Annotated in this window: 20 protein-coding genes and 2 pseudogenes; 9 read left to right on the top strand and 13 right to left on the bottom strand. The window is 61.6% G+C overall.

What is annotated here, in order from left to right:
* Positions 1-113 precede the first annotated feature (113 nt).
* From QA637_RS21065 to QA637_RS31020, 3 genes are all read right to left on the bottom strand, one after another.
* Positions 114-542: a type II toxin-antitoxin system VapC family toxin gene (locus QA637_RS21065; RefSeq protein WP_283066690.1), complete on the bottom strand. Its 429-nt coding sequence runs from the start codon at positions 540-542 to the stop codon at positions 114-116.
* Complete coding sequence (locus QA637_RS21070) at positions 539-787, bottom strand: FitA-like ribbon-helix-helix domain-containing protein (RefSeq protein WP_081161415.1); 249 nt, start codon at positions 785-787, stop codon at positions 539-541. The genes QA637_RS21065 and QA637_RS21070 overlap by 4 nt, the downstream gene beginning before the upstream one ends.
* A gap of 96 nt (positions 788-883) precedes the next feature.
* Positions 884-1,138, bottom strand: a complete 255-nt coding sequence (locus QA637_RS31020; RefSeq protein ID WP_428843184.1) for a hypothetical protein — start codon at positions 1,136-1,138, stop codon at positions 884-886.
* Between QA637_RS31020 and QA637_RS31025 the strand changes: the two genes are divergently transcribed.
* Positions 1,037-1,540, top strand: a complete 504-nt coding sequence (locus QA637_RS31025) for a GSU2403 family nucleotidyltransferase fold protein (RefSeq protein WP_428843158.1) — start codon at positions 1,037-1,039, stop codon at positions 1,538-1,540. The genes QA637_RS31020 and QA637_RS31025 overlap by 102 nt on opposite strands.
* A gap of 51 nt (positions 1,541-1,591) precedes the next feature.
* Here QA637_RS31025 and QA637_RS21080 read toward each other — a convergent pair whose 3' ends face one another.
* Together QA637_RS21080 and QA637_RS21085 are read right to left on the bottom strand one after the other, a co-directional pair.
* A complete protein-coding gene (locus tag QA637_RS21080; RefSeq protein ID WP_283066693.1) occupies positions 1,592-2,230 on the bottom strand; it encodes an HdeD family acid-resistance protein in 639 nt (212 codons plus the stop codon).
* Positions 2,231-2,504: 274 nt separating this feature from the next.
* Entirely contained in the window at positions 2,505-2,795 is a 291-nt protein-coding gene (locus QA637_RS21085) for a YMGG-like glycine zipper-containing protein (protein ID WP_153439812.1), read from the bottom strand.
* 455 nt (positions 2,796-3,250) lie between these two features.
* On the opposite strand from QA637_RS21085, the gene gltS reads away from it, so the two are divergent.
* A complete protein-coding gene (gene gltS / locus QA637_RS21090; protein WP_153439811.1) occupies positions 3,251-4,456 on the top strand; it encodes a sodium/glutamate symporter in 1,206 nt (401 codons plus the stop codon).
* Between the two features lie 34 nt (positions 4,457-4,490).
* Here gltS and QA637_RS21095 read toward each other — a convergent pair whose 3' ends face one another.
* The 8 genes and pseudogenes from QA637_RS21095 to QA637_RS21130 all read right to left on the bottom strand — a co-directional run bounded on the left by QA637_RS21095 (position 4,491) and on the right by QA637_RS21130 (position 16,776).
* Positions 4,491-5,045, bottom strand: a complete 555-nt coding sequence (locus tag QA637_RS21095) for an HdeD family acid-resistance protein (protein ID WP_283066694.1) — start codon at positions 5,043-5,045, stop codon at positions 4,491-4,493.
* Between the two features lie 68 nt (positions 5,046-5,113).
* Positions 5,114-8,257: an efflux RND transporter permease subunit gene (locus QA637_RS21100; RefSeq protein ID WP_283066695.1), complete on the bottom strand. Its 3,144-nt coding sequence runs from the start codon at positions 8,255-8,257 to the stop codon at positions 5,114-5,116.
* Positions 8,254-9,300 carry an efflux RND transporter periplasmic adaptor subunit gene (locus tag QA637_RS21105; RefSeq protein WP_283066696.1) on the bottom strand — a complete coding sequence of 349 codons (1,047 nt, stop codon included), beginning with the start codon at positions 9,298-9,300 and terminating at the stop codon, positions 8,254-8,256. The genes QA637_RS21100 and QA637_RS21105 overlap by 4 nt, the downstream gene beginning before the upstream one ends.
* Before the next feature lie 151 nt (positions 9,301-9,451).
* A complete protein-coding gene (locus tag QA637_RS21110; protein ID WP_234886899.1) occupies positions 9,452-10,024 on the bottom strand; it encodes an HdeD family acid-resistance protein in 573 nt (190 codons plus the stop codon).
* A 70-nt stretch (positions 10,025-10,094) separates the two neighbouring features.
* Positions 10,095-11,354 (bottom strand): arginine deiminase, encoded by a 1,260-nt coding sequence (gene arcA / locus QA637_RS21115; RefSeq protein WP_283066699.1) that lies wholly within the window; start codon positions 11,352-11,354, stop codon positions 10,095-10,097.
* 15 nt (positions 11,355-11,369) lie between these two features.
* Positions 11,370-12,803 (bottom strand): basic amino acid/polyamine antiporter, encoded by a 1,434-nt coding sequence (locus tag QA637_RS21120; RefSeq protein ID WP_283066701.1) that lies wholly within the window; start codon positions 12,801-12,803, stop codon positions 11,370-11,372.
* 293 nt (positions 12,804-13,096) lie between these two features.
* A pseudogene (locus QA637_RS21125) lies at positions 13,097-14,519 on the bottom strand (basic amino acid/polyamine antiporter).
* Positions 14,520-14,823: 304 nt separating this feature from the next.
* Positions 14,824-16,776, bottom strand: a complete 1,953-nt coding sequence (locus QA637_RS21130; protein WP_283066702.1) for an AI-2E family transporter — start codon at positions 16,774-16,776, stop codon at positions 14,824-14,826.
* A gap of 384 nt (positions 16,777-17,160) precedes the next feature.
* Here QA637_RS21130 and QA637_RS21135 point away from each other — a divergent pair.
* The 7 genes and pseudogenes from QA637_RS21135 to QA637_RS21165 all read left to right on the top strand — a co-directional run.
* Positions 17,161-17,349, top strand: a pseudogene (locus QA637_RS21135) (hypothetical protein); the annotation flags it as partial.
* A 147-nt stretch (positions 17,350-17,496) separates the two neighbouring features.
* A complete protein-coding gene (locus tag QA637_RS21140; protein WP_283066703.1) occupies positions 17,497-18,756 on the top strand; it encodes a DUF763 domain-containing protein in 1,260 nt (419 codons plus the stop codon).
* Between the two features lie 298 nt (positions 18,757-19,054).
* Positions 19,055-20,026, top strand: a complete 972-nt coding sequence (locus QA637_RS21145) for an AraC family transcriptional regulator (protein ID WP_283066704.1) — start codon at positions 19,055-19,057, stop codon at positions 20,024-20,026.
* A gap of 149 nt (positions 20,027-20,175) precedes the next feature.
* Positions 20,176-21,453, top strand: a complete 1,278-nt coding sequence (locus QA637_RS21150; protein ID WP_283066706.1) for an ABC transporter substrate-binding protein — start codon at positions 20,176-20,178, stop codon at positions 21,451-21,453.
* Between the two features lie 97 nt (positions 21,454-21,550).
* The gene (locus tag QA637_RS21155; protein WP_283066708.1) at positions 21,551-22,414 is read left to right on the top strand and encodes a carbohydrate ABC transporter permease; all 864 of its coding nucleotides are present in this window, start codon (positions 21,551-21,553) and stop codon (positions 22,412-22,414) included.
* Complete coding sequence (locus QA637_RS21160; RefSeq protein WP_153439801.1) at positions 22,411-23,232, top strand: carbohydrate ABC transporter permease; 822 nt, start codon at positions 22,411-22,413, stop codon at positions 23,230-23,232. The genes QA637_RS21155 and QA637_RS21160 overlap by 4 nt, the downstream gene beginning before the upstream one ends.
* A gap of 14 nt (positions 23,233-23,246) precedes the next feature.
* Entirely contained in the window at positions 23,247-24,293 is a 1,047-nt protein-coding gene (locus QA637_RS21165; protein ID WP_153439800.1) for an NAD(P)-dependent alcohol dehydrogenase, read from the top strand.
* Position 24,294 lies beyond the last annotated feature (1 nt).

Below are 24,294 nucleotides of genomic sequence, written 5' to 3' on the forward strand. Positions count from 1 at the left end.
AGAAATCCGACATGGAGCCGGTCCTCGATCATTTCAACGTCGAACTGTTGAGTCCGGCTTCTCCCGACTGTGAGCCTACCGGCAACGTGCTCCCTTCGATCGGCGTCCCGAAATCACGGGAGCTGGTGGTTCCAGGGATTGATGATGGCAATGCCGGTGCCTTCGAAATCCGCGACATTGCGCGTTGCCAACGCCGCGCCGCGAGAACGGGCGATCGCGGCAATCTGTGCGTCGAACTGGCTGATAGGGCGGCCGGCCGTGCGCCGCTCCACGGCCAGCGTGGCATAGGCGTCTGCAGCCTCGCTGTCGAATGGCAAAATGCGCCCGGCAAGATCCTCGCGAAAGATCGGAACGATCGCCCCCTCGAGGTTGCGCCGGCGGCGTCCATCCGATAGAAGCCGCAGTCCGCAAAGGATCTCGGCTTCGGTGACGGTCGTGGTGAACACCGACGTCGGCGGCTGGTCGGCGAGCCACGCCTCGACAGCAGCGGACGGCGACGGCGTCAGCAATTCCGACAGCACGTTGGTGTCGAGGATGATCACGCGGAGAAGTCCGGCGCTTCACGGATCGCCTCGCGTGGGGGTGTTTCGAGCGTGATGCCGCCGGTCGGCGCGATGCGGGCGCGAATGGCGGCGGCGAGATTACCCGGTTGCCGTTCACTCGTCGACAGCGCAACGCGCAGGATGTCGCGGGCCTCGTCCTCCATTGAGCGACCGTGCGCGGCGGCGCGCAGCCTGAGCCGCTGCTTGAGGCTATCGTCGAGATTGCGGATCGTCATGCTGGCCATGGGAGCCTCCGTTAATCATTGATTGCATTTTAATCATTGATTGCAGCTGTTGCAATGCGTGCCTCCGGACGAGCGCCGTTGCAGATGCCCATGTCCTCACGCCAGTTTCCCGCCTTCAGCGACTCGAAAGCCATCACTATCGATGGCGCTCACCTTATTCAGGATCATTAGCCCCAACGGTGAAGGCGCCGCGTCGAATTCCTGACCACGAATCGCGGCAGGGACGAGTCCCTGGATAAGCCAGCAGACATGCCCGCCCTTGGTGGGGCAAGCGCACAGCCGCTGCGGTTCATGGATTTCCTGATCCGTGAGTCCGTCAGAACGGTATTTCTGTATGGAGCCGGTTGTCACGGTGCTGGTCCCCGTCCAGTGCGCTACGCTGTTCACAAGCTGATCGTGCGTCCCCTACGTACGCATAGGGTGGCTCAAGCGCGACAAGGACATTATGCAGGCCGGAAATCCTTGTCGAAGGCCTGCTGCAGACGAAACGATCTCCCGATCTGGCGATTTATCGAAGCGCGGGGCATCCGAGGAAGCCGATCAAGATCGGAGCCGCATGTCTATCCGACGAGCGGAAGGTATCGAGGCCGGGAGCCGGGGAATAGGAGAGGAGGCAGTCCCGCCGTTCTGAGAATCCATCGCAGTAGCAATAACCCTCGGGCGAGGGTTGGATACGGAACTCCGGCGGAAAGTCAGTGCCTCAGCTGCGCAAACAGGGGCGGGGCTCGCCTGGTTCGAAGATTTGTGAGCTGACGAAGGCACCATTTATGAGAACCCAACTGAGTGACCATCGCGGCAATCAGGTTATGCCGGCGGTGGTGCCGCGTTGTCTTCACCTCTGTCCGGCCGAGGGAAATATGCAAATCTCAGCCACGCCACGCCATGCGCCAGGAAATCGGTCCCGAGCAAGAGCGCAAGGACCCAAAGAGCCATCTTTGGAAACCCGGCCAGGATGACCAACCCCGCGCCGGCGCCGAAGACTCCCGACAGCATCATGGTCCATCCTGCCTCACGCCAGTGGCTTATACTGAGCAGCATTCTGACGATGCCGGAGAAGATGAACAGCAGGCCGATCGCGTAGGTTTGAAACAGCTCGTGTGTGCGTGCAGACCGGGTTACGAAGGATGCCAGAACCTGTATCACGCTCGATCCGGCGACGTCGGCAAGTGCCAAGCCAAGAGCGATATAAAGAAATCCGAGCAGTGTCTGCCACGACAGGGCACCCCATTGTCTCGTCACGAAGGCGTGGACGATTTCGAATATACCGACCAGGATGGCAGCGGTTCCGATGAACGCCGGGGTAACGATCGGCGCAAATGCCACATCCGCCAGGACGACCAATCCCGCCAGCAGCATGACGCCGCCCAGCACCACGCGAACCGAAGTCGGGGGGCTTCCCGGGGCGCCGCCTGCATTGCTCGGCATGGTCTCGTAAGATGCCATCGCTTCCTCGTGGCTCCCGCTGCTCGTTCCCACTGTGATGCTCCGATCAGCGGAGACGGCAAGAGTGTTCGAATACGCCACTGCATTATTGCTTAAATCGGAAGCGATTTAGGGACAAAGCCAAGCAGCAATTCAAAGTGCTACAGCGATCTTGGCGCGTCCGATTGGACGCGCGGTGATGCAGAGGGCGCCTCGTCGGTCCCTGGAGGCACTGAACGGCAATCCGCCCGTCATCCCGGATATGAGATTGCAGCGAGCGCGAGGCAGGACGGTCTTACCGGCACCGCGCGATGATGATCGTGCCGTCCGGTTGCCTGTATCTGCAGTTGCCACGATTGTAGGACGGGGTCGTCGCAGTCCCGACCGCAGCCCCCACAAGAGCTCCGCCGGCCGCACCGGCGACCGTGCTCGTTGTGTTTCCACCAATCACTTGGCCCGCGACCGCGCCGGTTCCAGCGCCGATCAGAGCTCCACCCAAGCCGCGCTGGTTCTGTTCGGTGGCGCAGCCTGCGGCAAAGGCGGCCACAGTTGCAAGTGCGAGCGGGAGTACTATCCTTCGAGTCATGGCATGCTCCTTTGTGAGGGTGGCCAATCTCTGCAAGATCCGGCAATGCGTCGGGGGATGATGACACCAAACGGCGCTGTCGCGATGCTGAAGGTCCGCGGGAGCGTGGGGGCGCCTGCACTCTCCATGGAACGGAGCTTGGGCGCGGGCAGAGCGAACAGGAACAGCTTCTGCTCAGCTTTGGTCGCCATCACGCTACTCCCGGGTTGACCGATGCAGGGGGCGTCCGTGCCGGTTTTCGGACACCGATCAGATCTGGTATCGCTCGTGATGCCGGATGGACTTGTGGAACTTGCCTATGACTTGAAGCGATTATCCGCTTCTGACACCACTTCTGTAACATGCCTAGGCTGTCTGGCCGCAATGTTAACGTGTATTCCTCTAAATTCCTAGTGGGAATCGATTATCTGACCGCCGCAGGCAACCTTGAAGTGCGACCACATGGGGGGAAGAATATGCCGGTAGTGCAGGTACCCGCATTCCTGACGTTCACCCTATCGATCCTGGTTTTCTTCATCGGCAGCCGGCTGAACAGGTCGGTTCCGGCCCTTTCCCATTGGAACATTCCGGAGGCCGTGACCGGAGGGCTGATTTCCGCGTTTGTGACGTTGATGGCATACGCATTCTTTGGCACGGAAATACGCTTTGCACTCGGCGCGCGTGATCTGCTGCTGTTGTACTTTTTCACCGGCGTCGGCTTGAACGCGCGGGTCTCCGACCTGATTGCCGGCGGGCGGCCGTTTCTCGTCCTTCTGGCGTTGACGCTCGTATTCCTTGTCATCCAGAGCGTGGTCGCTGTCGGCGGCACGGCGTTGCTCGGCCTGCCTGCCGGCTTCTCGATCCTGCTCGGCTCGGTTTCGCTTGTCGGCGGGCACGGCACCACCATTGCCTGGGCACCCACGATCTCCAGCCGCTTCGGGCTCGCCAATGCAATGGAAGTCGGCATTGCCAGTGCGACACTCGGGCTCGTGATCGCGAGCATTCTGGGCGGGCCGATTGCGCGTCACCTCATCTCCCGTAATGCGCTTCACGGGAAAATGGATGAGGAGTTGATCGTCGGGGTTTCCAACGAACAGGCCGATCGGCACGCTGACGAGGTGAGCTACCAGTCGGTGCTGCAAACGCTGCTTGTGATGAACATCGCGGTTATCGGCGGCTTCCTGCTGCACGAACTTGTCGTCGAGCTTGGTATAAAGCTCCCGCTTTTTGTCATCTGCATGTTTTTTGCAATCCTGTTGACCAACACGGTCCCGCTAGTCGCGCCGCGGCTGCCCTGGCCAACGAGGACGCGGCCGCTTTCGCTGATATCCGATCTGTCGCTGAACATTTTTCTAGCGATGTCGCTCATGAGCCTGCAGCTCTGGACGCTCAGAGGCCTCGGATTGTCGATTCTGGTGGTGCTGGCACTGCAGACGGTCACGGCGGTCGCCTACATTCTGTTCGTGGTTTTCCCGGCCATGGGGCGCAGCTACAACGCCGCGGTGATTTCGGCGGGCTTCACCGGTATCTCGCTCGGTGCGACCCCAACCGCGATTGCCAACATGGCCGCGGTGACGAAGACCCACGGCGCTGCGCCAATCGCCTTCATCATTCTGCCGCTGGTATCGGCATTCTTCATCGACATCGCCAACGCCGGCATCATCACGTTTATGGTGAGATAAGCCGCGCTGTAGGCGACGGTCGCTGCCCTCTCTTTTATGCGGATTGCGTCGAAGGTGACGACGCGCGGGTCAACCATGCGAGCCCGTGGAAAACAAGGTCGATCCCCAGCAGCAGCCCGAGCACCCAAATACTGCTCGCCGGCCAGCCCGCTATGATGGCTAGCCCTGCCAGGATGCCGAATATTCCTGAGACGAGCATCAGCCAGCCACCACCGCTCCAATGCCTGACAGCGACAATGACCCGCACGATGCCCGAAGCCAGGAACACTAGCCCGAGGACCAAGGTAAGGACCAACGCCCCCGAGATGGGTTGGCTCACCACCATCCAGCCGAAGATGATGTAGAGAACGCCGAGCAGGATCTGCCATAAGAACCCGCCCCAACCCTTCGTCCAGAAGGCGTGAATAATCTCGAATGCGCCAACGGCGATCGCCGTAAAGCCGATGAGCAGCGTACTGACCAGCGTCGCCAATGCCACGTCGCCCAACACGAATATGCCTCCGAGGACCAGGACGATCCCGAGCAGGACACGAACCCAGGTAGGCGGTGCGGACAGAGTCGTGGACGTTCCAGAATCGTAGGTGGTCATGTCTTCCTCCTCGGGTTCGGTTCAATTCTTTCCATCGGCGCGGGTCCCGCGCCAGTTCCAGGGCGCGGCTATGTCGCGGGCGGTTCCGACGTTCGCACGGTTCGCGTGGAAACCCGTTCCGCAACACGCTCGATCACGGCAAACAAAGTCGGGATGATGAAGAGACCGATCGTCGTTGCCCCCACCATGCCGCCCAGGATCGTGACGCCCACTGACTGACCGGCGCCGGCTCCCGCGCCCGTCGCGACCGCGAGCGGCACGATGCCGAAGATGAAGGAGACCGCGGTCATCATCACCGCGCGGAAGCGCTGCTCGGCGCCGAGCCGTGCGGCTTCGGCGACAGATTGTCCTTCCTCGTGGCGTTCCTTAGCGAATTCGACGATCAGGATCGCGTTCTTCGATGCGAGACCGATCAAAAGCACGATGGCAATCTGCGCATAGAGGCTGTTCTGCTGCCCGAAAAGCATGAGCGCACCGGTCGCGCCGACCAGGGCGGCGCCGAGCGACAGGATGACGGCAATCGGCAGCGTCCAGCTTTCGTATTGCGCGACCAGCAGCAGGTAAGCAAACAGAAACGCCAACCCGAAGATGATCGGCTCCTGTCCACTACTGCGTCGTTCCTGAAACGACAGGCCGGACCACTCGAACCCGTAGCCCGCCGGTAACTCCTGTGCCGCTACACGTTCGATCGCGTCCATGGCTGCTCCCGAGCTGCCGCGGGGCGCGGCCTGCCCGTTTATCTGGGCTGCCACCGACAGGTTGTAACGGGAGATGACGAAGGGCGCGAGAACAGTCGTTGTCGACACCACCGTTCTGAGCGGCACCATCGCGCCCGTGCGGCTGCGCACATGGAGATTGAGGATGTCCTCCGCATCCGCGCGATGCTTCGCGTCGGCCTGGAGATTGACCTGGAAGACGCGCCCCTCGAGTGTGAAATCGTTCACGTAGCGAGAACCGAAGCTCGCGCCGATCGTCGAATAGATGTCGGCGACACTCACCCCCAGGGCCTCGGCGCGGGTCCGGTCGACGTCAACATATATCTGCGGCACGTCGGCGCTGAAGGTCGTCGCCGCACCGCCGACTTCCGGCTGCTGGTTTATCTCGGAAACGAATGCGCGCACCACCTGGGCGATCTCCTCGGGCCTCTGCCCCTGCAGCGCCTTCAGGCGCAGGTCGAGACCGCCGACGGCGCCGATCCCGGAGATCGCCGGTGGCGCAAAGACCGCGATGTTGGCTCCCGGCACGATCGAGAATTGCGCCCGCAACTTTTGAAGGATGGCGGAGAGCTGCAGTTCCGGCGTCTCGCGCTCATCCCACGGACCGAGTGCCGCGATCACCATCGCTCCACTGGGGGAGGCGGTGCCTTGCAAGATGCTGAAGCCGGCGACGGAGATGACGTTTTGAACCCCGGCCGTGGTCGACAGTGCATGCTCGACCTCATTGACGATCGCCCGCGTTCGATCAAGCGAGGCGGCGTCCGGAAGCTGGATGTCCATGAACAGTGCGCCCTGATCCTCGTCGGGGATAAAGGTGGAGGGCAGGGCGGTGAACAGCAGGAAGGCGCCGAGGAAGCAGGCGGCAAGCGCGGCGAGGGGGATGATCCAAAGGCGCACAAGGAAAGCGACCGCACGGCCGTACCCGTCGCGCGCAGCGTTCACGCCGCGTGTAAACCAGCCGAGCGGTCCGCGCCGGTAACCGCCCTGTCCGCGTCTCAGCAGGATTGCGCTGAGTGCCGGACTGAGCGTCAAGGCCACTATGGAGGAGAGAACCAGCGCGGCCGACAATGTGACCGCAAACTGGCGATAGAGCTGGCCGTTTATGCCCGATAGGAATCCGGTCGGCGTTACGACGGCAAGCAGCACCAGCGTCGTCGACATGATCGGGCCTGTGATCTGCCGCATCGCCTTGCGGGTCGCGCTCGCCGCATCGATATCGGGATCGTCGTCCATGACGTGTTTGACGTTCTCGACGACGAGGATCGCGTCGTCGACGACCAGTCCGATCGCCAATACCAGGGCGAGCAGCGAGATCGTATTTATCGAGTACCCGAAGACCAGCAGAACGGCCATGGCGCCGAGCATCGAAACAGGGATGGCCAGCGCCGAAACCAGGGTGGCGCGCCAGTCCTGCAGGAACAGGAATGTGACGAAGAGCACGATCAGAAAAGCCTCGATGAGGATCTCGACGATAAGCGACAGGCTTGCCCTGACGAACCGGGTGGCGTCATAGACGACTTCGTATTCGAGGCCTGCCGGGAATCTCGGCGAAAGGCGTTCGAGCTCGGCGAGCACTGCATTGGCCGTCTGGATCGCATTGGCGCCGGGTGCCTGGCTGATTTGCAGCATCGCCGCTTCGTGCCCGCCGAAATATGCCCTCGATGAATAGCTTCGTGCGCCGAGTTCGATGCGCGCAATGTCTCTGAGCCGCAGCGCCGCGCCCGCCTCACCCGTGCGCACGACTATCTCGCCGAACTGCTCGGCGCTGATAAGACGCCCCTCAGCGACCAGAGTATATTGCAGCTCCGTGCCCTTTTGCGCCGGGGGCGCGCCGGCCTGTCCGAGGGAAGCCTGGATATTCTGGCCCTGGATCGCAGTTGCCACGTCGCCGGCGGTGATGCCGAGCGCATCCATGTGTGTCGGGTCGAGCCACACGCGCATCGAGTATTCCGACGCGCCGACGACGGCGGCCTCGCCAACGCCTGAGACGCGCGAGAGTGCATCGATGAGCGTTGTTGCGGCGAAATTGGTGATCTCGAGCGCGTCGAGCCTGTCGCCCGGCGAATAAAAGGCGATGCCGAGCACGAAATCGGGCGAGCGTGACCGCACGGATACGCCTTGCTGGGTTACGGCGGACGGGAGCTGGGAAATCGCCAGTTGCGCCCGATTCTGCACGTTCACCTGCGCGATGTCGGGGTCGGCGCCCACTTCGAAGGTCACGGAAAGCGAATACTGCCCGGCATTCGAGCTCGTCGACGACATGTACATCATGTCGGCCACGCCGTTTATGGCCGTTTCCAACGGGCCGCCGACCACGTCGGCGATCACGTCGGCGCTGGCGCCTGGATAGGTGGTCGAGACGGTCACGGTCGGCGGCGTGACCTGGGGATACTGCTGCACCGGCAACGCAAAGATGCTGATCGCACCGGCGATCGAAATGATGATGGAGATGACGATCGCCAGCCGGGTGCGGGTGATGAACAGATCGGAGATCATGGGCCACCGCCCAAGGGCTGGCCTTCGCTCGGCTGTACCGTCATGCCATCGGCGAGGCGCTGGATTCCCTGCACGACGACCTGCTCGCCGCCGTTGAGGCCTGCGGTAACCGCCCAGCCGTTGCTGATACGCGCGCCCGTATCGATACGCCGCTGCGAGACGGTGTTGTTCTGGCCGAGCAGATAGACGAAGCGCCCCTCGCGATCCTGCAGCACCGCCGCCTGCGGCACCACCGGCAGCTTGGATACCTCCTTCTCCTCTATGGAGAGCGTGACGAACTGCCCCGGGATCAGCACGTGATGAGGATTGGGAAAGACCGCGCGAGCGGTGACTGTTCCGGTCTGCGGGTCGACCTCGTTCTCGACGAACTCGATTCGGCCGGCCGCGTCGTATTCGGTGCCATTCGCGAGACTGAGCGAGAGTTTGAATGCATGCGGATCCCACCCGCCTCCGCTTGCCTCTTTTTGCCGCGCAGTCACAAGCAGGCCCTCGGTCATGGCGAAGGCCACGCGGATCGGATCGAGGCTGACGATGCGCGCCAGCGAACCGGAGTCCGGCCCGACCAGGTTGCCGACCGTGAACATAGCGCGGCCGATACTGCCGGGGATCGGCGCCGTGATGCGGGCATAGGAAAGGTTGAGTTCAGCAGTGTTCAAAGCCGCCTCGGCCACCATCGCGTCCGCGGCGGCGACATCAAATGCGGCCTGGGCATCATCCAGGACGGCCCGCGATACGGTGTTGCGCGCGAAGAGGTCGCGATTGCGCGCGAGGGTCGTCTCAGCGGATTTCCGCGTCGCTTCCGCGCGCGCTAGCTGCGCCCGCGCCGAAGCGACCGAGGCGTCGAGTTGATTCGGCTCGATCTCGAACAGAGTGTCTCCGGTCTTGACGGCCTGCCCATCCGTGAATGCCACGGCACGCAAGAAGCCGGTGACGCGCGCCCGGATATCCACCGCATCGATCGACTCGACACGGCCCGTAAACCGCGCGGGGTTACTTACCTGCTGAACCTCGATCTTCTCGACGACGACGGCCGGGGGCGGCATTGCTCCCTGCTGCTGGGCGAATGAAGTCGAACTGACGCAGAGGGCCGCGGTCCCTGCCAGGCAGGCAAACATCAGGCGAATGCAAGAAACAGGTCCGATCATCGTGCCGTTCCGATTGCGCGATATTGCTGAGGGCTGTCATGCGACGTCCTCATGGCCGCGCTCTGCGTATCGTGAGAGCAATGGCAATGTACGCACCGCCGGCGACAAGCAGGGAAATGCCGGCAATGGTGCCTGACGGGAAGATGCTGGTATGCGGAAGCTTCAAGGCAAGTGCCGCGCCGGCTGCCAGCGCAACCAGGCCCGAAATCGCGAACCAGTGCCAGCCATCCTGCTTCCGCACGATTGCCGCGAGCGCGATTTGCAGAATACCCTGTACGAGAAGCACCAGGGCGATCAGGAGAGTGATCGCGAGGGCACCCTTCAGCGGGTTGAAATAGATGAGAACGCCGCCGACCACCTCGACCGCACCCGTCAATTCCTGCCAGATGAAGCCGTTCCAGTCCTTGACCTGCAAGGACTGGACCATTTTGGCCACGCCCGCGAGCACAAGCACCGCTCCGAGAACGACGCTTGCCGCGAATTCGGAGACGGCAGGAAGCGCGACAGCCACTGCGCCGCCTAACGCCAGAGCAATACCCAGGGCGAGAAACCACCCCCATCTCGAATGCAGCGACTTTGCCCGGCGCTCGTAATCGACTCCTTCTCCGGAGGAGTCGCTCATCGGCGCTTGTCCAATTGGAGTTCCCGCCATGGCTGGCGCCTTTCACAGGTCGTCGCGGTGCACTCGGGCCTTAGTAGTCAACCGCATCGCGGATGATCGGGCAGGTCATGCAGTGGCCGCCACCGCGTCCACGGCCGAGCTCGGCCCCGGTGATGGTGATGACTTCGATACCCGCCTTGCGCAGCAGCGTATTTGTGTAGGTATTGCGGTCGTAGGCGAGCACCACGCCGGGCGAGAGGCAGACGAGATTGGCGCCGCTGTCCCATTGCGTGCGTTCACGCACATACGCATTGCCGCCGGTCTCGACCACGCGCATCTCGTTGAGCCCCAGGGCATTCCGCACCGTTTCGACGAACGAGCCCCTGTCCTTGTGCAGCTCGACGGCGCCCGGCTTGTCGCCCGGCCTGTAGGAGAACGCCTCGATGCTGTTGACGATGTCCGGATAGATCAGCACACAGTCGCGGTCGGCGAAGGTGAACACCGTGTCGAGGTGCATGGCCGCACGCAGCTTGGGCATTGCGGCAACGATCACGCGCTGCGCAGCGCCCTTTTCGAACAGAGTCGCCGCGAGCTGGCTGATTGCCTGCCGCGACGTACGCTCGCTCATGCCGATCAACACGTTGCCCTTGCCGATCGGCATGACGTCGCCGCCCTCGAGGGTGGCGAGACCCCAGTCTCCGGTCGGGTCGCCCCACCAGACATTGACCTTGCCGGCGAAGTCCGGGTGGAACTTGTAGATGGCTGTGGCGAGGATGGTCTCTTCATGGCGTGCCGGCCAATAGAGCGGGTTGAGCGTTACCCCGCCGTAAATCCAGCAGGTAGTATCGCGCGTGTAGAGCGTGTTGGGCAATGGCGGCAGGAGATACTCCGCGACGCCAGCAGCGTCCCGGATCAGCTCGAGCATCTCGCCGCCAAGCGTCTCGGGAAATTCATAGGTCGACAACCCGCCTATCAGGGTCTCCGCGAGCTCGCGGTCGGGCAGTCCTTCGAGGTAGCTGCGGATTTCATCCACGAGCTCAGGCCCGACCTGGTTCGGAACGACCTGGTTGTCGAGAATCCACTTTCTGGCTTCGGGGACCGCCACGGTCTGGGTCAGCAGGTTGTGCATCTCGACAACGTCGATGCCACGGTCGCGCATCTTGGTCATGAAGTCGAAATGGTCGCGCTTGGCGTTGTCGACCCACAGGACGTCGTCGAACAGGAGGGCGTCGCAATTGCTGGGCGTCAGCCGTTGATGGGCACGGCCCGGCGCGCAAACCATCACCTTGCGCAGCTGGCCAACCTCGGAGTGGACGCCGAAAGCGTGCTGGTTCGAGCTTTGAGAAGACATGGCACATCTCCTTCTTCAGATCGTCAGGTAGCCGGTGGACAATCCGATGACCGCAGCAATGCAGCCGATGACCGCAGCCGCGAAAATCAGCCAGTCAATGGATGTGGTGAAGATCTGCTTGCCCTGCTCGCGCCTGGCCCAGAAATAAAGGGCCGTGCCAGGGGCATAGAGAAGCGCCGACAGCAGCACGAACTTCATGCCGCCCGCGACAATCATGAAAAACGTGTAGACGGCGGCGACGCTGGCGATGACCAGGTCGCGGTTGCGTTCATGCGGCCTGACTTCGTAGGTCTCGGCGCGTCGCGCCAGCAGGAACCCGAAAGCGGCCACGAACATGTAGGGGATCAGCGACATTGCGCTTGTCAGATTCAGCATCAGCGCGAACGCGTCTTGCGACCAGTAGGTGCTAATGACGAAAAGCTGGACGACGACGTTGGTGAGCCAGAGCGCCGCTGCCGGGACCTTGTTCTGGTTCTCGGTGCCGAAAAGCCGGGGCATGTCGTCCGTGCGCGCGGCGACGTAGAGCACTTCCGCGCACACCAGAGACCAGGCGAGATAGGCTCCAAGCACCGAGACGATCACGCCGGCGCTGATGAAAACCGCGCCCCAGGGGCCGACGGCGGCTGCAAGCACGCCGGCCATCGAAGGCTGGCTCATCGCGGCGATCTCGGCGCGCGGCAGGACTGCATAGGGCATGAGCGTGACCAGCACCATCAAGGCGCTGACCCCGACGAAGCCCATGATCGTGGCCACACCGATATCGGAACGCGTCTCAGCATAGCGCGAATAGTTGCTCGCGCCTTCGATACCGATGAAGACGAAGACCGTCGCCAGCATGGTCGCCTGGATCTGCTGGAGGAGGTTTGCCTCCGGCATTCCTTCGCCGCCCCAGAAGTTGAGCCGGAAGAGGTCGAACTTGACGAAGAAGAAGAGGATGATGATGAAGGCGATGATCGGAACGACCTTTGCGACGGTCACGACCATGTTGATAAACGCCGCCTGCTGGATGCCTCTGAGGATCATGAAGTGGAAGAGCCAGATTCCGATCGAGGCGACGAGGATGGCGATCACAGTATTGCCATCGCCGAAGGCGGGAATGAAATTGCCGAGCGTGGACTTGATCAGCACCCAGTATGATACGTTGCCGATGCAGCTACCGATCCAGTAGCCGAAGGCGGAGAGGAAGCCTGGATAATCGCCGAAGCCTTCCTTGGCATAGGCGAAAACGCCGGCGTCAAGATCAGGCTTGCGCTCGGCCAGCGACTGGAAGACGCGCGCCAGCATGTACATGCCGCCGCCCGCAATGCACCAGGCGATGATCGCGCCGAATGGCCCTGTCGCGATGCCGAATGTCCGCGGAAGCGAGAAGATGCCTGCGCCCACCATGGAGCCGACAACCATCGCGGTCAGGGCGAACAGGGATAGCTTCTGCTCAGCTTTGGTCGCCATCGCGCCACTCCCGGATTGACCGATGTAGGAGGCCGTCCGCGCCGGTGCGGACGCCGATCAGATCTGGTACCGCTGGTGATGCCGGATGAACTAGTGGAACTTGCCTATGACTCGAAGCGGTTATCCCGCTCCTGGCACCACTTCTATAACATGCCTGGATTGTCCGAGCGCAATGTTAGCGTGTAATCCTCAAAATTCCTAGAGGGAATCGATTGTCCGCTGACATGCCGCCACAAGAGACGCGTGCGCACTACGGCACCGCGCGCCTGTTCACGCGCAAAGCACTGTGAAATCTAGAGGGTGATGTAGCCCGTCGCGAGACCGTAGATGCGGAAGAAGCATCCGGCCATTGCAGCCAAGAAGACGAGCCATTCCCGAGAGTTGAACAGCGGCTTCTTCTGTTCGCGCCTTGTGTAGAAGAACAGGACCGTTCCAAGTGCGTAGAGGATGATGGAAAGCAACAGGAACTTCAGACCTCCGGCATAGATCATGAATGCTGTGTAGACCATGGCGGCACCTGTGAAGGTCAGATCCCGGCGCCGCTCTCCCGGCCTGTCATAGGTCACACCGCGCCGGGCGACGAGGAACCCGTAGGCCGCGACCAGCAGGTATGGAACCAGAACCATCGCGCTCGTCAGGTTTACCATCAACCGGAACGCGTCCTCCGAGAACAGCGTGCTGACGAGGAAGAGCTGGATCACTCCGTTTGTCAGCCACAGAGCCGCAGCAGGAACGTGGTTACTGTTCTCTCTGGCGAGAACGCGCGGCATGTCTCCGTTCCTGGCGGCGTAGAAGATTACTTCGACGCAGATCAGCGACCATGCCAGGTACGCTCCGAGCACGGAAACGATCAAACCGACACTGACAAAAACGGAGCCCCAAGGCCCAACGACGGATTCCAGCACGGAAGCCATCGAGGGTTGCCGCATGCCTGCGATTTCCGGTCGTTCCAGCGCGGCGTAGGGGAGAAGCGTTACCAACACCATCAGTCCCAGCACGCCTGCGAAGCCCAGTGAAGTGGCCACGCCCACATCGGAACGTTTGCGGGCGTAGCGCGAATAGACGCTCGCGCCCTTTACGCCTATGAACACAAAAACCGTGACCAGCATGGTCCCACGCACCTGCTCGAACAGGCTCGCCTCGGGCATGCCCGCGCCGCCCCAGAACTTGGTTCGAAAGAGGTCGGCCTCGAACGCGCCGAGCAGAATGACGACGAAGATCACAATGGGGACGATCTTTGCCACGGTGACGACACTGTTGATGGCTGCTGCCTCTTTGATCCCCCGCAGGATCATGAAGTGAAAGCCCCACAGCGCCACGGAGGAGACGAGCACGGCGGCGACCGTGTTGCCGTCTCCGAAGACCGGAAAGAAGGCGCCGAGGATCGCCTTGATCAACACCCAGTACGACACATCCGCAATACAACCGACGAGCCCAGCCGAGGGCCGAAAGGAAGCCGGCATAGTCGCCAAAACCGGCCCGCGCATATGCGTAGACGCCCGCGTCGAGATCCGGCTTGCGTTCCGCAAGCACCCGGAACACGTGGGCCAGAGTGTACATTCCCGCCCCTGCGATGCACCAGGCCACGATCGCGCCGAACGGTCCGGTCGCATTGCCGAAGGTGCGCGGCAGGGAAAAAATTCCGGCGCCGACCATGGAGCCGACGACGAGCGCGGACAGGTATGCAAGCGAAAGTTTCTGAGCAGTGCTGGTCATGCGGCCTCCGATTGCGTCACGGTTGCCTGACGGTCATCCTCAAACAGATGGCCGCGAGTACCGGTACGGCCCCAACGAAAGACGAGCGCCGAACCGCCGAAGAGATCCTTTCATAACCGTGCCATGCCGCAAGCTGATGGCGCGGATCAAGACGGAGGGAGAGTGCTCTGGATGCGCGGTGATCCGCATTGCAGGGACCGTACGCAACAGTCCTACGCGAGAAATGTCAATTTCGATGACGCCTGCTGACGGTGAAGGCCTTGAGCCGTGGTGCGGCGGAGTTTCTGAACCAAAACGGAATGCTCTAAGCGGGCGCCTTTTCCTTTCTTTGCGTGCCCGCCCTGCGGGTGGTGGAACGATGAACAATCCTCATGCGCGCCGCTTTCAAAGGTCGCGCTTCTCCTTCGGAAAGGCTTTCGCGGGCCGCATCGACGATCGAAAAGGCGACGAAATCCGCCTGCAACTCTTCGATGAGCTGCGCCTTTGCGTGGGACGCTCCTTCTCGGTCCTCCCGCCAGAATACGATGCCGATGCGCGCCGTCGGCGTCAAACGCTTCAGCCTGCGCACGATGAATTTCGCATGTTTCCCGGAATCCTGGTTGAGAAAGCCGATGATGACCGTGGTACGGCCCTCCAGCGCCAGAGCCCTTATATTGCCGACTTTCAGGTCCCGGTAGCTGGCCAATGCAGCCTCGGCGCCCTGGATCGTGACGACCTGCGACAACATCGAGGCAGCCACGTCGTCCAGATCGCCCCTTCCCCCGATGCATAGTACGGATTTCCCGTCCCCGTCCGGCAACTCAAAGCCGTCGGCTTCATCGTCTTCGTCTGGACCGTCGGCGTTATCGTCCTCCTCTTCCTCCTCTTCTTCGCTCGCGATTTCTTGAAGATTGGCGACGAGCACGTGCCCGCTCTCGGCAACCTGCTCCAGTTGCGCATCCGTCATCGCCTTTCGAGCGCGATCCCGTTCTGCAAGCAGCAGGGCCGGAATGGCGACGGAGTCGTAGAACTCGACGAGATACTTCTCCTCGAGCATCTCCTCGGCGTTGTCGGTCGCCTCGTCGGGATCGCCCGCGAGCAGGCGCTGGTACAGGCGTTCCTTGGGATCGAGGACCGGCTCGTTGCCGAAAAGGATTTCGAAGAACTCGAACTGGGGAACATGGCGGCCGAGAACGACGAGACAGACCGTCAGCGGCGTCGACAGCACCAGCCCGACGGGTCCCCAGAGCCAGGCCCAGAAGATTGCCGCAACGATGATCGCAAGCGGTGACAGGCCGGTGCGCGAACCGTAGAGCCAGGGCTCCACGACATTGTTGCTGAGCACTTCGAGGAGAACGAACAGAGCTGCTGTCCAGAGCAGCACGCTCCAGCCCGGCGCCACCGAAAAAGCCAGGAACAAGGGAACGAGCGCGGCGATGATGGGGCCGATATAGGGCACGAACCTGAGGACGATTGCCAGCATGCCCCAGAGGACCGCATTGGGTATGCCCAGCACCCAGAGACCGGCTGCCAGCGGTATGCCATAGGTGATGTTCACCACCAGCTGCATGAGCAGGTATCGGCCGACACGCGAGCCAGCATCCTGGAGGGCTTGCGTTGTGCGGTGGAGGTCTCCGTAGCCCACGAGGCGGATGAAACGGTCCCTCAGATCCTCCCGCTCCAGAAGCATGAAGATGACGACGATGATGATGAGTCCGGTCGTCGCCAATGGACCAACGAGAGGATTGACAATGCTCCTCATCATTTCGATCGGGCGCTGAGGCGAGAAGATCTCCACCAGAAGCGGCTTGGGCGGCTGCGCCCCGGAAGATGGTTGGGCTTGAGGTTCCGACCGGCTGAGTTCGGTCCCGATCCTCTCCACGAGACGGCCAAGCCGATCGATCACGCTGTTTTCCGACTCCGCCTCTTTCAGGGCCCTGATCTTTTCGACGATGTTGGACTGGTATGTCGGGAGGTTCCGCGCAACCTCGCTGACCTGCATCGCCACGACGGCGCTGAAGATCGAGAGCGAGAGAAAGGCGGCAGCCACGCTTACGATGACGGCAGGCATGCGCGGCAAGCCGACTTTTCTGAGGTTCGCGACGACCGGTGCCAGCGCAAACGTAAGCAGGATGGCAACGGCCAGGGGCAGGAATACGGCTCGGGCGAAATAGAGGACAGCGACCGCGGCAGCCATCGCAGCGAGCGTTGGAAACTTGGACGGCTGTGCTGTGGCTATCGATCCCGAGCCGTAGTCCCTGCTGCTTTCCTCGCTCATGTCCTTCCGCTGACCTCCCGTGCAAGCTGGATGAAAATGGCGTCCGCGTTGTTTCATTAAGCAGGTAGAGCGATTTGTCGATAAGCCCAGGGGAAGCCGAGGGGCCACGCAACCCGCGTGAGCGGGTGGATCACGCGTGTCGAACTGGAGTCGGGGCGGAGGGTGTGTGGCGCACGAAAGTGCGCGCAGCACCCTCCGACAGCAACTTGGCTGTAAGCCGCGACGAAGCGTCCGCCGCGCCGTCTCGATCGCGGCGACGTCGATTCTCCCCATGTCCATCATGGCATCGAACGCGCGCTTTGCCTCAGCGCCGCCGGCGGCCAGCGCATCAGTCAGCACACGCGGCGTGATCTGCCAGGAAATCCCCCACTTGTCCTTGCACCACCGATGTGCGTGCGTGAAATCAGATCCAGGATACCGGATGCCGGGAACATTTTGCACCTCTATGGCTGGTTTGAGCGCCTCCAGAGTGGCGTCTGTGGCTTGACCGACGTTGGTCGGAGAGCGCTGCAGCAATGGCCGCAGCCGGACCTGCCGGCAGCCCAACCCGCTTTTGAGCGTGGTTGCCTGTGACTACACCCCGACAGAGCATCGGGTGCACCGTTTGATTCTGCCCAAGGTGTGTACTTGGATGTCGAGCGCCCAAAGGATACGCGCAAAACAGAACATTTTAGGAACTTCTCCCTGTCATAACTTCGACGGCCGGTTTATAAGGATCGGATGGTTCAAAGAGCAGGCAGTGCAGATCTCCCGCTTCATGGTGGCAAGGTTCCCCGGTGGCTGGGCGAACGCATGACGAAGCTTGGCGCGGTCATCACCGAAGCAATCGTGATTGAATATGGCCGCGACGAGTTTCTCCGGCGTTTGGCGCACCCCTTCTGGTTCCAGTCCTTTGGCTGCGTCATGGGTATGGATTGGCACTCCTCCGGAATCACAACAAGTGTCATTGGCGCTTTGAAGCGCGGCCTCGCACCCCTTTCGCGGGAACTAGGTGTTCATGTCTGCGGAGGACGTGGGCGAAATTCGAGGCAGACGCCAGCCGAATTGATCGACGTCGGGAATCGTGTCGGCATCGACGGCGGTCGTCTCGCAGCCACCAGCCGGCTCGTCGCAAAGGTTGACAGCGCAGCGGTTCAAGATGGATTCGACCTTTACCTGCACGGCTTCATCGTGGCCGACGACGGCAAATGGGTGGTCGTGCAGCAGGGCATGAATGGTGACAAGCGACAGGCTAGGCGCTACCACTGGCTATCAGAAGGCGTTTCCAGTTTCGTCGATTCCCCCCATGCAGCGATAGAAGGAAAGCGCCAGGGCGAAATCGTCAATCTCGCCGATAGGCGTGCCGCAGCATCGCGAAAGGGTCAGCTTGACCTTCTAACCTCTCTCGGGCCGGACCGAATTGTGCGCGAGATAGTCCGGATTGATTCGAAGGTCCAAACGAAAGAACTCGTGCAACCCCTGCTGCCGCACCTTGTAATGCCGGCACATCACGAGGTGCGAGAAGAAAACATCAACATGAGGCGGTTGCACGCAACGCTTGCTGCGGCCGTCGATCGCGGGCCTGAAGATTTCGAACAACTCCTGCTCGTTCCAGGCGTCGGTGCGCGGACGGTCAACGCGCTGGCGATGGTGGCAGAAGTGGTGCATGGCGCGCCCTGCCGTTTTGCCGATCCCGCGCGGTTCTCGCTTGCGCACGGAGGCAAGGATCGCCATCCGTTTCCCGTGCCACTCCAAGTCTACGATCAGACGATCCGCGTAATGAAATCGGCTGTGACCAAAGCGCGGCTCGGTCGTGATGAGGAGCTACAGGCGCTGAGACGTTTGGACGATCAGGCGAGGCAGCTGGAGAAATACGTTACCGGCCCGGATCTAAAAGAAATTGTCGCCGGGGAGTTCCGCCGGTCCCCCGAATGGGGCGGTCGCAGCATCTTTGGCTGGGAGGCTCACCCTGAGCAGTGCGACGAGAAAGCACGCTCCTAGCGAGCGCGGGCGGAGTTGGGCAGACAAAGGACATCGTTCGCGCCTTTTCTCACGAAGGCGGCGGGTGCTGCGGTGCGTGAGATTTGCTCGCCCACATGAGTACGCAGGCGTGAAGATGCGGCTGAATGGCAAAGTCCAATTGTCAAAATAAATCAGCTTTAAACATGAATTCCATGATCTGCATGTCTATGACTCTTGCGTTCATCACGTCAAATGGCACGGCGTAGTACTTTGGCCGCAACATCGACATTGCGAAATGGCGGTACATCCGCGCTCGGCAAGGAGGCTGCGAGGAACAATGCTGAGGAATGCGAGAGGGACGGAGGCCGGGAGGGCTCTTGGTGTCAAGACGGCGGCGATGGCCAACAACCCGCCGACCTTCGAGCACATCGTCACCGGCGTGAATGAGACCTTTCTGTGGCGCAAGGACAACTATCCCTGGGAGCGCAATGTCTGGAACTTCCATCCCGAGACTGAAATTCACCTGATCCGCAATGCCGCAGGCATGGCCTTCGTAGGCGACTACATCGGCGAATTCGGCCCCGGCTATCTCACCGTCGTGGGCCGAAACCTGCCGCATGATTGGGTAACGGCCACTGAGCCGGGCGAGATCATCGAAGGCCGCGATATCGTCATCCAGTTCGACCAGGAGCGGATCGGCGAACTCAGCAAATTGGCACCGGAATTTGCCCAGCTCGACGCCTTCTTCCGGCTCGCCGAACAAGGCCTCGTCTTTCACGGCGAAACGCGCCACCGCGGCGCGGAGCTCATGGAGAGCATGGGCGCCCGCTCCGGTTTCTCCCGCTTCGCCGCGTTCGCCGAGCTCCTGGATCTCCTGTCTGGCAGCCACGAGTATGAAATCCTGTCGTCGCCGGAATTTGCACCGAAGCTCGACGCAGAGACCCTCGATGTGCTGCAGCGCGTGCTCATCTATATTTTCGAGCATGTCGCGACCGATATTCACCTCGCGGACGTGGCGGCACTAGCCGGCATGAGCGAGAGCGCGTTTTCCCGCTTCTTCAAGAAGAACACCGGCAACAGCTTCACCGATCACGTCAACAAGCTGCGCATCTGGCAGGCCTGCAAGCTGCTCGCCGAAAGCGACATGCCGATCACCGACATCTGCTTCGAGGTAGGCTATCTCAACATTTCCAATTTCAACCGCACATTTCTGCGTCATCACAAGATGACACCCTCCGCCTATCGGCGGTTGATAGGACAGAGGCGACCGGTCCGGACAATCGATGCGCAGCAGTTCAACGCGCATTAAAGTATAGATTACGTGCATGAGGGGCGCTAGTTCATCGCGCCGTATTTCATAGGATCACATCAGCGAGCAAGCTCGCACGGGAGGAGCAGGCGAGCGGAATCGGGAGATTCTGAAGCCTGCTCGGCAGACCTTTAGGGGAGGTTCAAAACATGAAAGACCTGAAAGCGCTCGTTTCGAGCATCGCTATCGCTTGCGCTCTCGCAAGCTCGGCGTCTTCAATTGCTGAGGCTGCACAATGCACCGGGACCATCCGGGTTATCGCGCAGCCGCGCGACGGCCTGACGCTGCTTGAAAACTACAAGGATGAATTCGCCAAGCTCTCGGGCGGTGCGGATTTCCAGATCGACTATCTGAACGAGAACGATCGCCGCGCCAAGACCAAGGCCGATGCGTCGACGATCGGTAAGTACAATGTGTATTATATTGACGAAGCCAACGTCGCACTTTTCGCAAAGTCCGGCTGGGTCGCTCCGCTGACCGACTACTATCCTGCTGATTACGATTATGCCGATTTCGATCCAGGGCGCCAGAAGGTCGCCACCTATGACGGCAAGGTTTGGTTTGCGCCTTTGACCGGCGGCGGCGACCTGATGGTCTACCGCAAGGATCTGCTTGAAGCCGCTGGCATCAAGCCGCCGACCACGCTCGACGAATACATCGCTGCCGTGAAGGCCCTGCATCAGCCCGACAAGGGCATCTACGGCACCGCCCTGCGCGGCCAGCGCGGCTCGGGCGCCAACGTCTGGCGCTGGATGCCTTACTTCAAGGGCTTTGGCGGTAACTGGTTCGAGGGGGACAAGCCGGTCTTCGATGGCGACGCGGCCTTGAAGGCGACCGAGACCTACCTCGAGATCTTCAAGTATTCCGCACCGGGCAGCCAGACCGGCGGCTGGGACGAGGCGGTCGGCGCCTTCACCTCCGGCCAGGTCGCCCTCCTCATCGAATCCACGCCGCTGGTCGGGATGGCGCTCGATCCGAAGTCGTCGCAGGTCGCCGACAAGATCGGCTACCTCCCGCCGCCGACCCCGCTGACCGGCGGTGGCTACGGCCACGGCCTCGCCATCGGCACCAAGGCGAACAAGACGGAAGAGGCCAAGCAGTGCGCCGGTCTGTTCATCGCCTGGGCAACGTCGAAGGAAAACGAACAGCGCCGTCTCGAAGAAGGCCAATTTAGCGAACTCAACCGTACCAGCGTCATGACCAGTCCGAAGTTCGCCGAACTCTATGGTCCCGACCTCGGCCAAGCGCTCGCCGACACCGGCAAGGTCACGGCGGTCAACTTCTGGCAGAACGCATCGTGGCCGGACCTGGGCGACCGGTGGGGCATCATCCTGGAAGAACTGATCACCGGCACCCGCACGGATATCAAGGAAGGCCTGGATGAGCTCAACGGCTTTGCCACCGACCTCGTCGGCCGCAGCCAGTAATCCAGACTGAACAGATATCCTCCCGTCCCGGCGCTGGCTTCGGCGGCGTCGGGGCTTTCCATCCAAGGCGACGCGCACGGCGTCGTCGGAGGGACTCATGAAGAACAAGAATACATTGCCCTGGGTGTTCCTTGCGCCTGCCATGGTCGTGCTCGCCGTCTTGGCGCTGGTGCCGACCGTCTGCGCGATCGTCATATCCTTCGAGGATCGCGAACTCAGCAGACCTGACGGAAATTTCGTCGGCTTTGACAACTATCTCGCGCTGTTTTCGGACCGGCGCTTCGTCAACGCCATTACGGTTTCGCTGAGCTGGGAGGTCATCACAGTTGGCTTCACCATGCTGATCGCGGTCGGCCTCGGCATCCTGCTGTTCGAATGCGTCTCGCGGCGCACCCGCAATATTCTGGCGCTGCTGTTCATCGTGCCGGTTATCCTGCCGCGCGTCTCGGCCGCCTTCGTTTGGAAGTTCGCATTCCATCCGCTCTATGGCATCGCCACCTATCCTTACAAGGCGATCACCGGCCAGCCGCTCGATCTCTTGTCCAATCCGCTGACCGCGCTCGGAACGGTCGCCCTCGTCGACGTCTGGCAATGGGGCCTGTTCTTCTCCGTCATCGTGCTGAAGCTTTTGGAGACCCTGCCGCCGCAGCCGTTCGAGGCGGCTCGGCTCGACCATGCGCGTACGTGGGAAGTCTATGGCTATGTGGCGCTGCCGATGCTGAAGGCGCCGCTCATCTCGCTCGCCTTCGTCAAGATGATCGAATCGCTGCGCGCCTTCGACCTGATCTACGTGATGACCCGGGGCGGCCCCGGCATCTCCACCGAGACGCTCGACATGTACGCCTTCTCGCAAGGATTCATCGAGTCAGGCCGCATTTCCTATGCATCCGGCATGGCGGTTCTGATGATGATCGCGACCTCGCTTGCCTTCACCGTCATCTGGAAGAGGGCGAAGATATGAGCGGCCGTTCGATCGGCCGCCTCGCTGGCCGCGCCATCCTCCTCCTCGCAGCGTTCTCCGCCGTGTTCCCGGCGTTCTGGACTGCACTCAACGCCTTCAAGAACCGCGTGGACATCGTCACGCCCACGCCGCTTTTCATCTTCACCCCGACGCTCGACAATTTCGCCTACGTGCTCGGTCGCGACAGCGTCTTCGACGGCCTGTTCAATTCGTTGGTGACCTCGGGCGCCGCCGTGCTAATCGGCGCGGTGCTTGGTCTGCCTGCGGCCTATGCCACCGCGCGCCATCCGAACCGCTGGTCGAAGGACATTCAGTTCTTCGTGCTGTCGCTGCGCTTCCTGCCGCCGGTCGCCGTCGCCATTCCGCTGATGGTAATCTGGCTGCAGCTGGAGCTCTACGACACGAGGCTGTCGCTCATCATCACCTATACGCTGCTGACGCTTGCAACCGTTGTCTGGCTTTCGGTCCCGGCCTTTGCCCGCGTGCCGAAGGAGGTAGAGGAAGCCGCCCGCGTCGATGGCTACGGCCCCTATGCGATCTTTTTCCTGATCGCACTGCCGATCGCCTCGCGCTCGCTGATCGGCGCCGTCGCCTTTGCCTTCGTGCTCGTCTGGAACGAATTCCTGATCGCATTGATGCTGACGACCTCCGACGCCAAAACGCTGCCGATCGTCGCCTCCGAACTCACCCAGCTCGGCCGGGACGTGCCCTGGGGCATCCTCAACGCCTCGGTCGTGCTGCTCTCCATTCCTCCGCTGCTCTTCATCGGGGTGCTCAGCGGAATGCTCAACAGCGCCTTCAAGCGCAAGTCTTCATAAAAAGGAATTTCTCGATGCAAGCTCTGGTTCTTGAGCAAAAGGGCGTCCTCTCGATGCGCGACATCGACTTGCCGGTCGAACTCGGCCCCGATGACGTGAAGATCAGGATCAACACCGTCGGTGTTTGCGGCAGCGACGTGCATTATTACACGCATGGCGCCATCGGTCCCTTCGTCCTGCGCGAACCCATGGTGCTCGGTCATGAGGCCGCAGGCACGATCGTCGAGGTCGGCGGCAATGTGCGGGGTCTCGCCGTGGGCGACCGCGTCTGCATGGAGCCTGGCATTCCCGACCTCACTTCGCGGGCCTCCAGGCTCGGCATCTACAACGTCGATCCGAGCGTACGCTTCTGGGCAACACCGCCGATCCATGGTGTGCTGACCCCCTACGCGGTTCACCCCGCCGCCTTCACCTACAAGCTACCCGACAATGTCAGCTTCGCCGAAGGCGCCATGGTCGAACCCTTCGCCATCGGCATGCAGGCGGCCGCGCGCGCGCGTATCGCCCCGGGCGATGTCGCGGTCGTCATCGGCTGTGGACCGATCGGCATCATGGTGGCGCTGGCCGCGCTCGCCGGTGGCTGCAGCCGCGTGTTCATCTCTGATTTCAGCGCCGAGAAGCTGGCGATCGCTGGTGGCTATGCCGGCATCACGCCAATCAATATCGGCGAGCAATCGCTGAAGGACGTCGTCGCCCGAGAAACCGACATGTGGGGCGCCGACCTCGTGTTCGAGGCCAGCGGCAGCGCCAAGGCTTATAGCGGGATCTTCGACCTCGTGCGCCCGGGCGGCACCTTGGTGATGGTCGGCCTGCCGGTCGAGCAGGTGAATTTCGACGTATCCGGCGCCATCGCCAAGGAAGTGCGGCTCGAAACCGTGTTCCGCTACGCCAACATCTTCGAGCGCGCCCTGCAGCTTATAGCCTCCGGCAAGGTAGACCTGAAGCCTCTGATCACGGACACCTATGACTTCAAAGACAGCATCCAGGCCTTTGAGCGCGCCGCCTCTGCCATCCCCACCGATGTGAAGCTGCAGATCCTCATGGAAAGCGGAGGTAAATGAG

Origin of the sequence: Sinorhizobium terangae (assembly GCF_029714365.1) — a bacterium.
In the GTDB taxonomy this organism is placed as follows: domain Bacteria; phylum Pseudomonadota; class Alphaproteobacteria; order Rhizobiales; family Rhizobiaceae; genus Sinorhizobium; species Sinorhizobium terangae.

Bases quoted from the DNA above. Each gene is read 5' to 3' on its own strand.
- QA637_RS21150 (WP_283066706.1), top strand. From the start codon at position 20,176: ATGAAAGACCTGAAAGCGCTCGTTTCGAGCATCGCTATCGCTTGCGCT.
- QA637_RS21100 (WP_283066695.1), bottom strand. From the start codon at position 8,257: ATGATCTCCGATCTGTTCATCACCCGCACCCGGCTGGCGATCGTCATC.
- QA637_RS21120 (WP_283066701.1), bottom strand. From the start codon at position 12,803: ATGGCGACCAAAGCTGAGCAGAAGCTATCCCTGTTCGCCCTGACCGCG.
- QA637_RS21165 (WP_153439800.1), top strand. From the start codon at position 23,247: ATGCAAGCTCTGGTTCTTGAGCAAAAGGGCGTCCTCTCGATGCGCGAC.
- QA637_RS21130 (WP_283066702.1), bottom strand. From the start codon at position 16,776: ATGAGCGAGGAAAGCAGCAGGGACTACGGCTCGGGATCGATAGCCACA.
- QA637_RS21140 (WP_283066703.1), top strand. From the start codon at position 17,497: ATGGTTCAAAGAGCAGGCAGTGCAGATCTCCCGCTTCATGGTGGCAAG.
- QA637_RS21095 (WP_283066694.1), bottom strand. From the start codon at position 5,045: ATGACCACCTACGATTCTGGAACGTCCACGACTCTGTCCGCACCGCCT.
- QA637_RS21155 (WP_283066708.1), top strand. From the start codon at position 21,551: ATGAAGAACAAGAATACATTGCCCTGGGTGTTCCTTGCGCCTGCCATG.
- QA637_RS21105 (WP_283066696.1), bottom strand. From the start codon at position 9,300: ATGCCGCCCCCGGCCGTCGTCGTCGAGAAGATCGAGGTTCAGCAGGTA.
- QA637_RS31025 (WP_428843158.1), top strand. From the start codon at position 1,037: ATGCCCGCCCTTGGTGGGGCAAGCGCACAGCCGCTGCGGTTCATGGAT.
- QA637_RS21160 (WP_153439801.1), top strand. From the start codon at position 22,411: ATGAGCGGCCGTTCGATCGGCCGCCTCGCTGGCCGCGCCATCCTCCTC.
- arcA (WP_283066699.1), bottom strand. From the start codon at position 11,354: ATGTCTTCTCAAAGCTCGAACCAGCACGCTTTCGGCGTCCACTCCGAG.
- QA637_RS21070 (WP_081161415.1), bottom strand. From the start codon at position 787: ATGGCCAGCATGACGATCCGCAATCTCGACGATAGCCTCAAGCAGCGG.
- QA637_RS21110 (WP_234886899.1), bottom strand. From the start codon at position 10,024: ATGAGCGACTCCTCCGGAGAAGGAGTCGATTACGAGCGCCGGGCAAAG.
- QA637_RS21080 (WP_283066693.1), bottom strand. From the start codon at position 2,230: ATGGCATCTTACGAGACCATGCCGAGCAATGCAGGCGGCGCCCCGGGA.
- QA637_RS21145 (WP_283066704.1), top strand. From the start codon at position 19,055: ATGCTGAGGAATGCGAGAGGGACGGAGGCCGGGAGGGCTCTTGGTGTC.
- gltS (WP_153439811.1), top strand. From the start codon at position 3,251: ATGCCGGTAGTGCAGGTACCCGCATTCCTGACGTTCACCCTATCGATC.
- QA637_RS21085 (WP_153439812.1), bottom strand. From the start codon at position 2,795: ATGACTCGAAGGATAGTACTCCCGCTCGCACTTGCAACTGTGGCCGCC.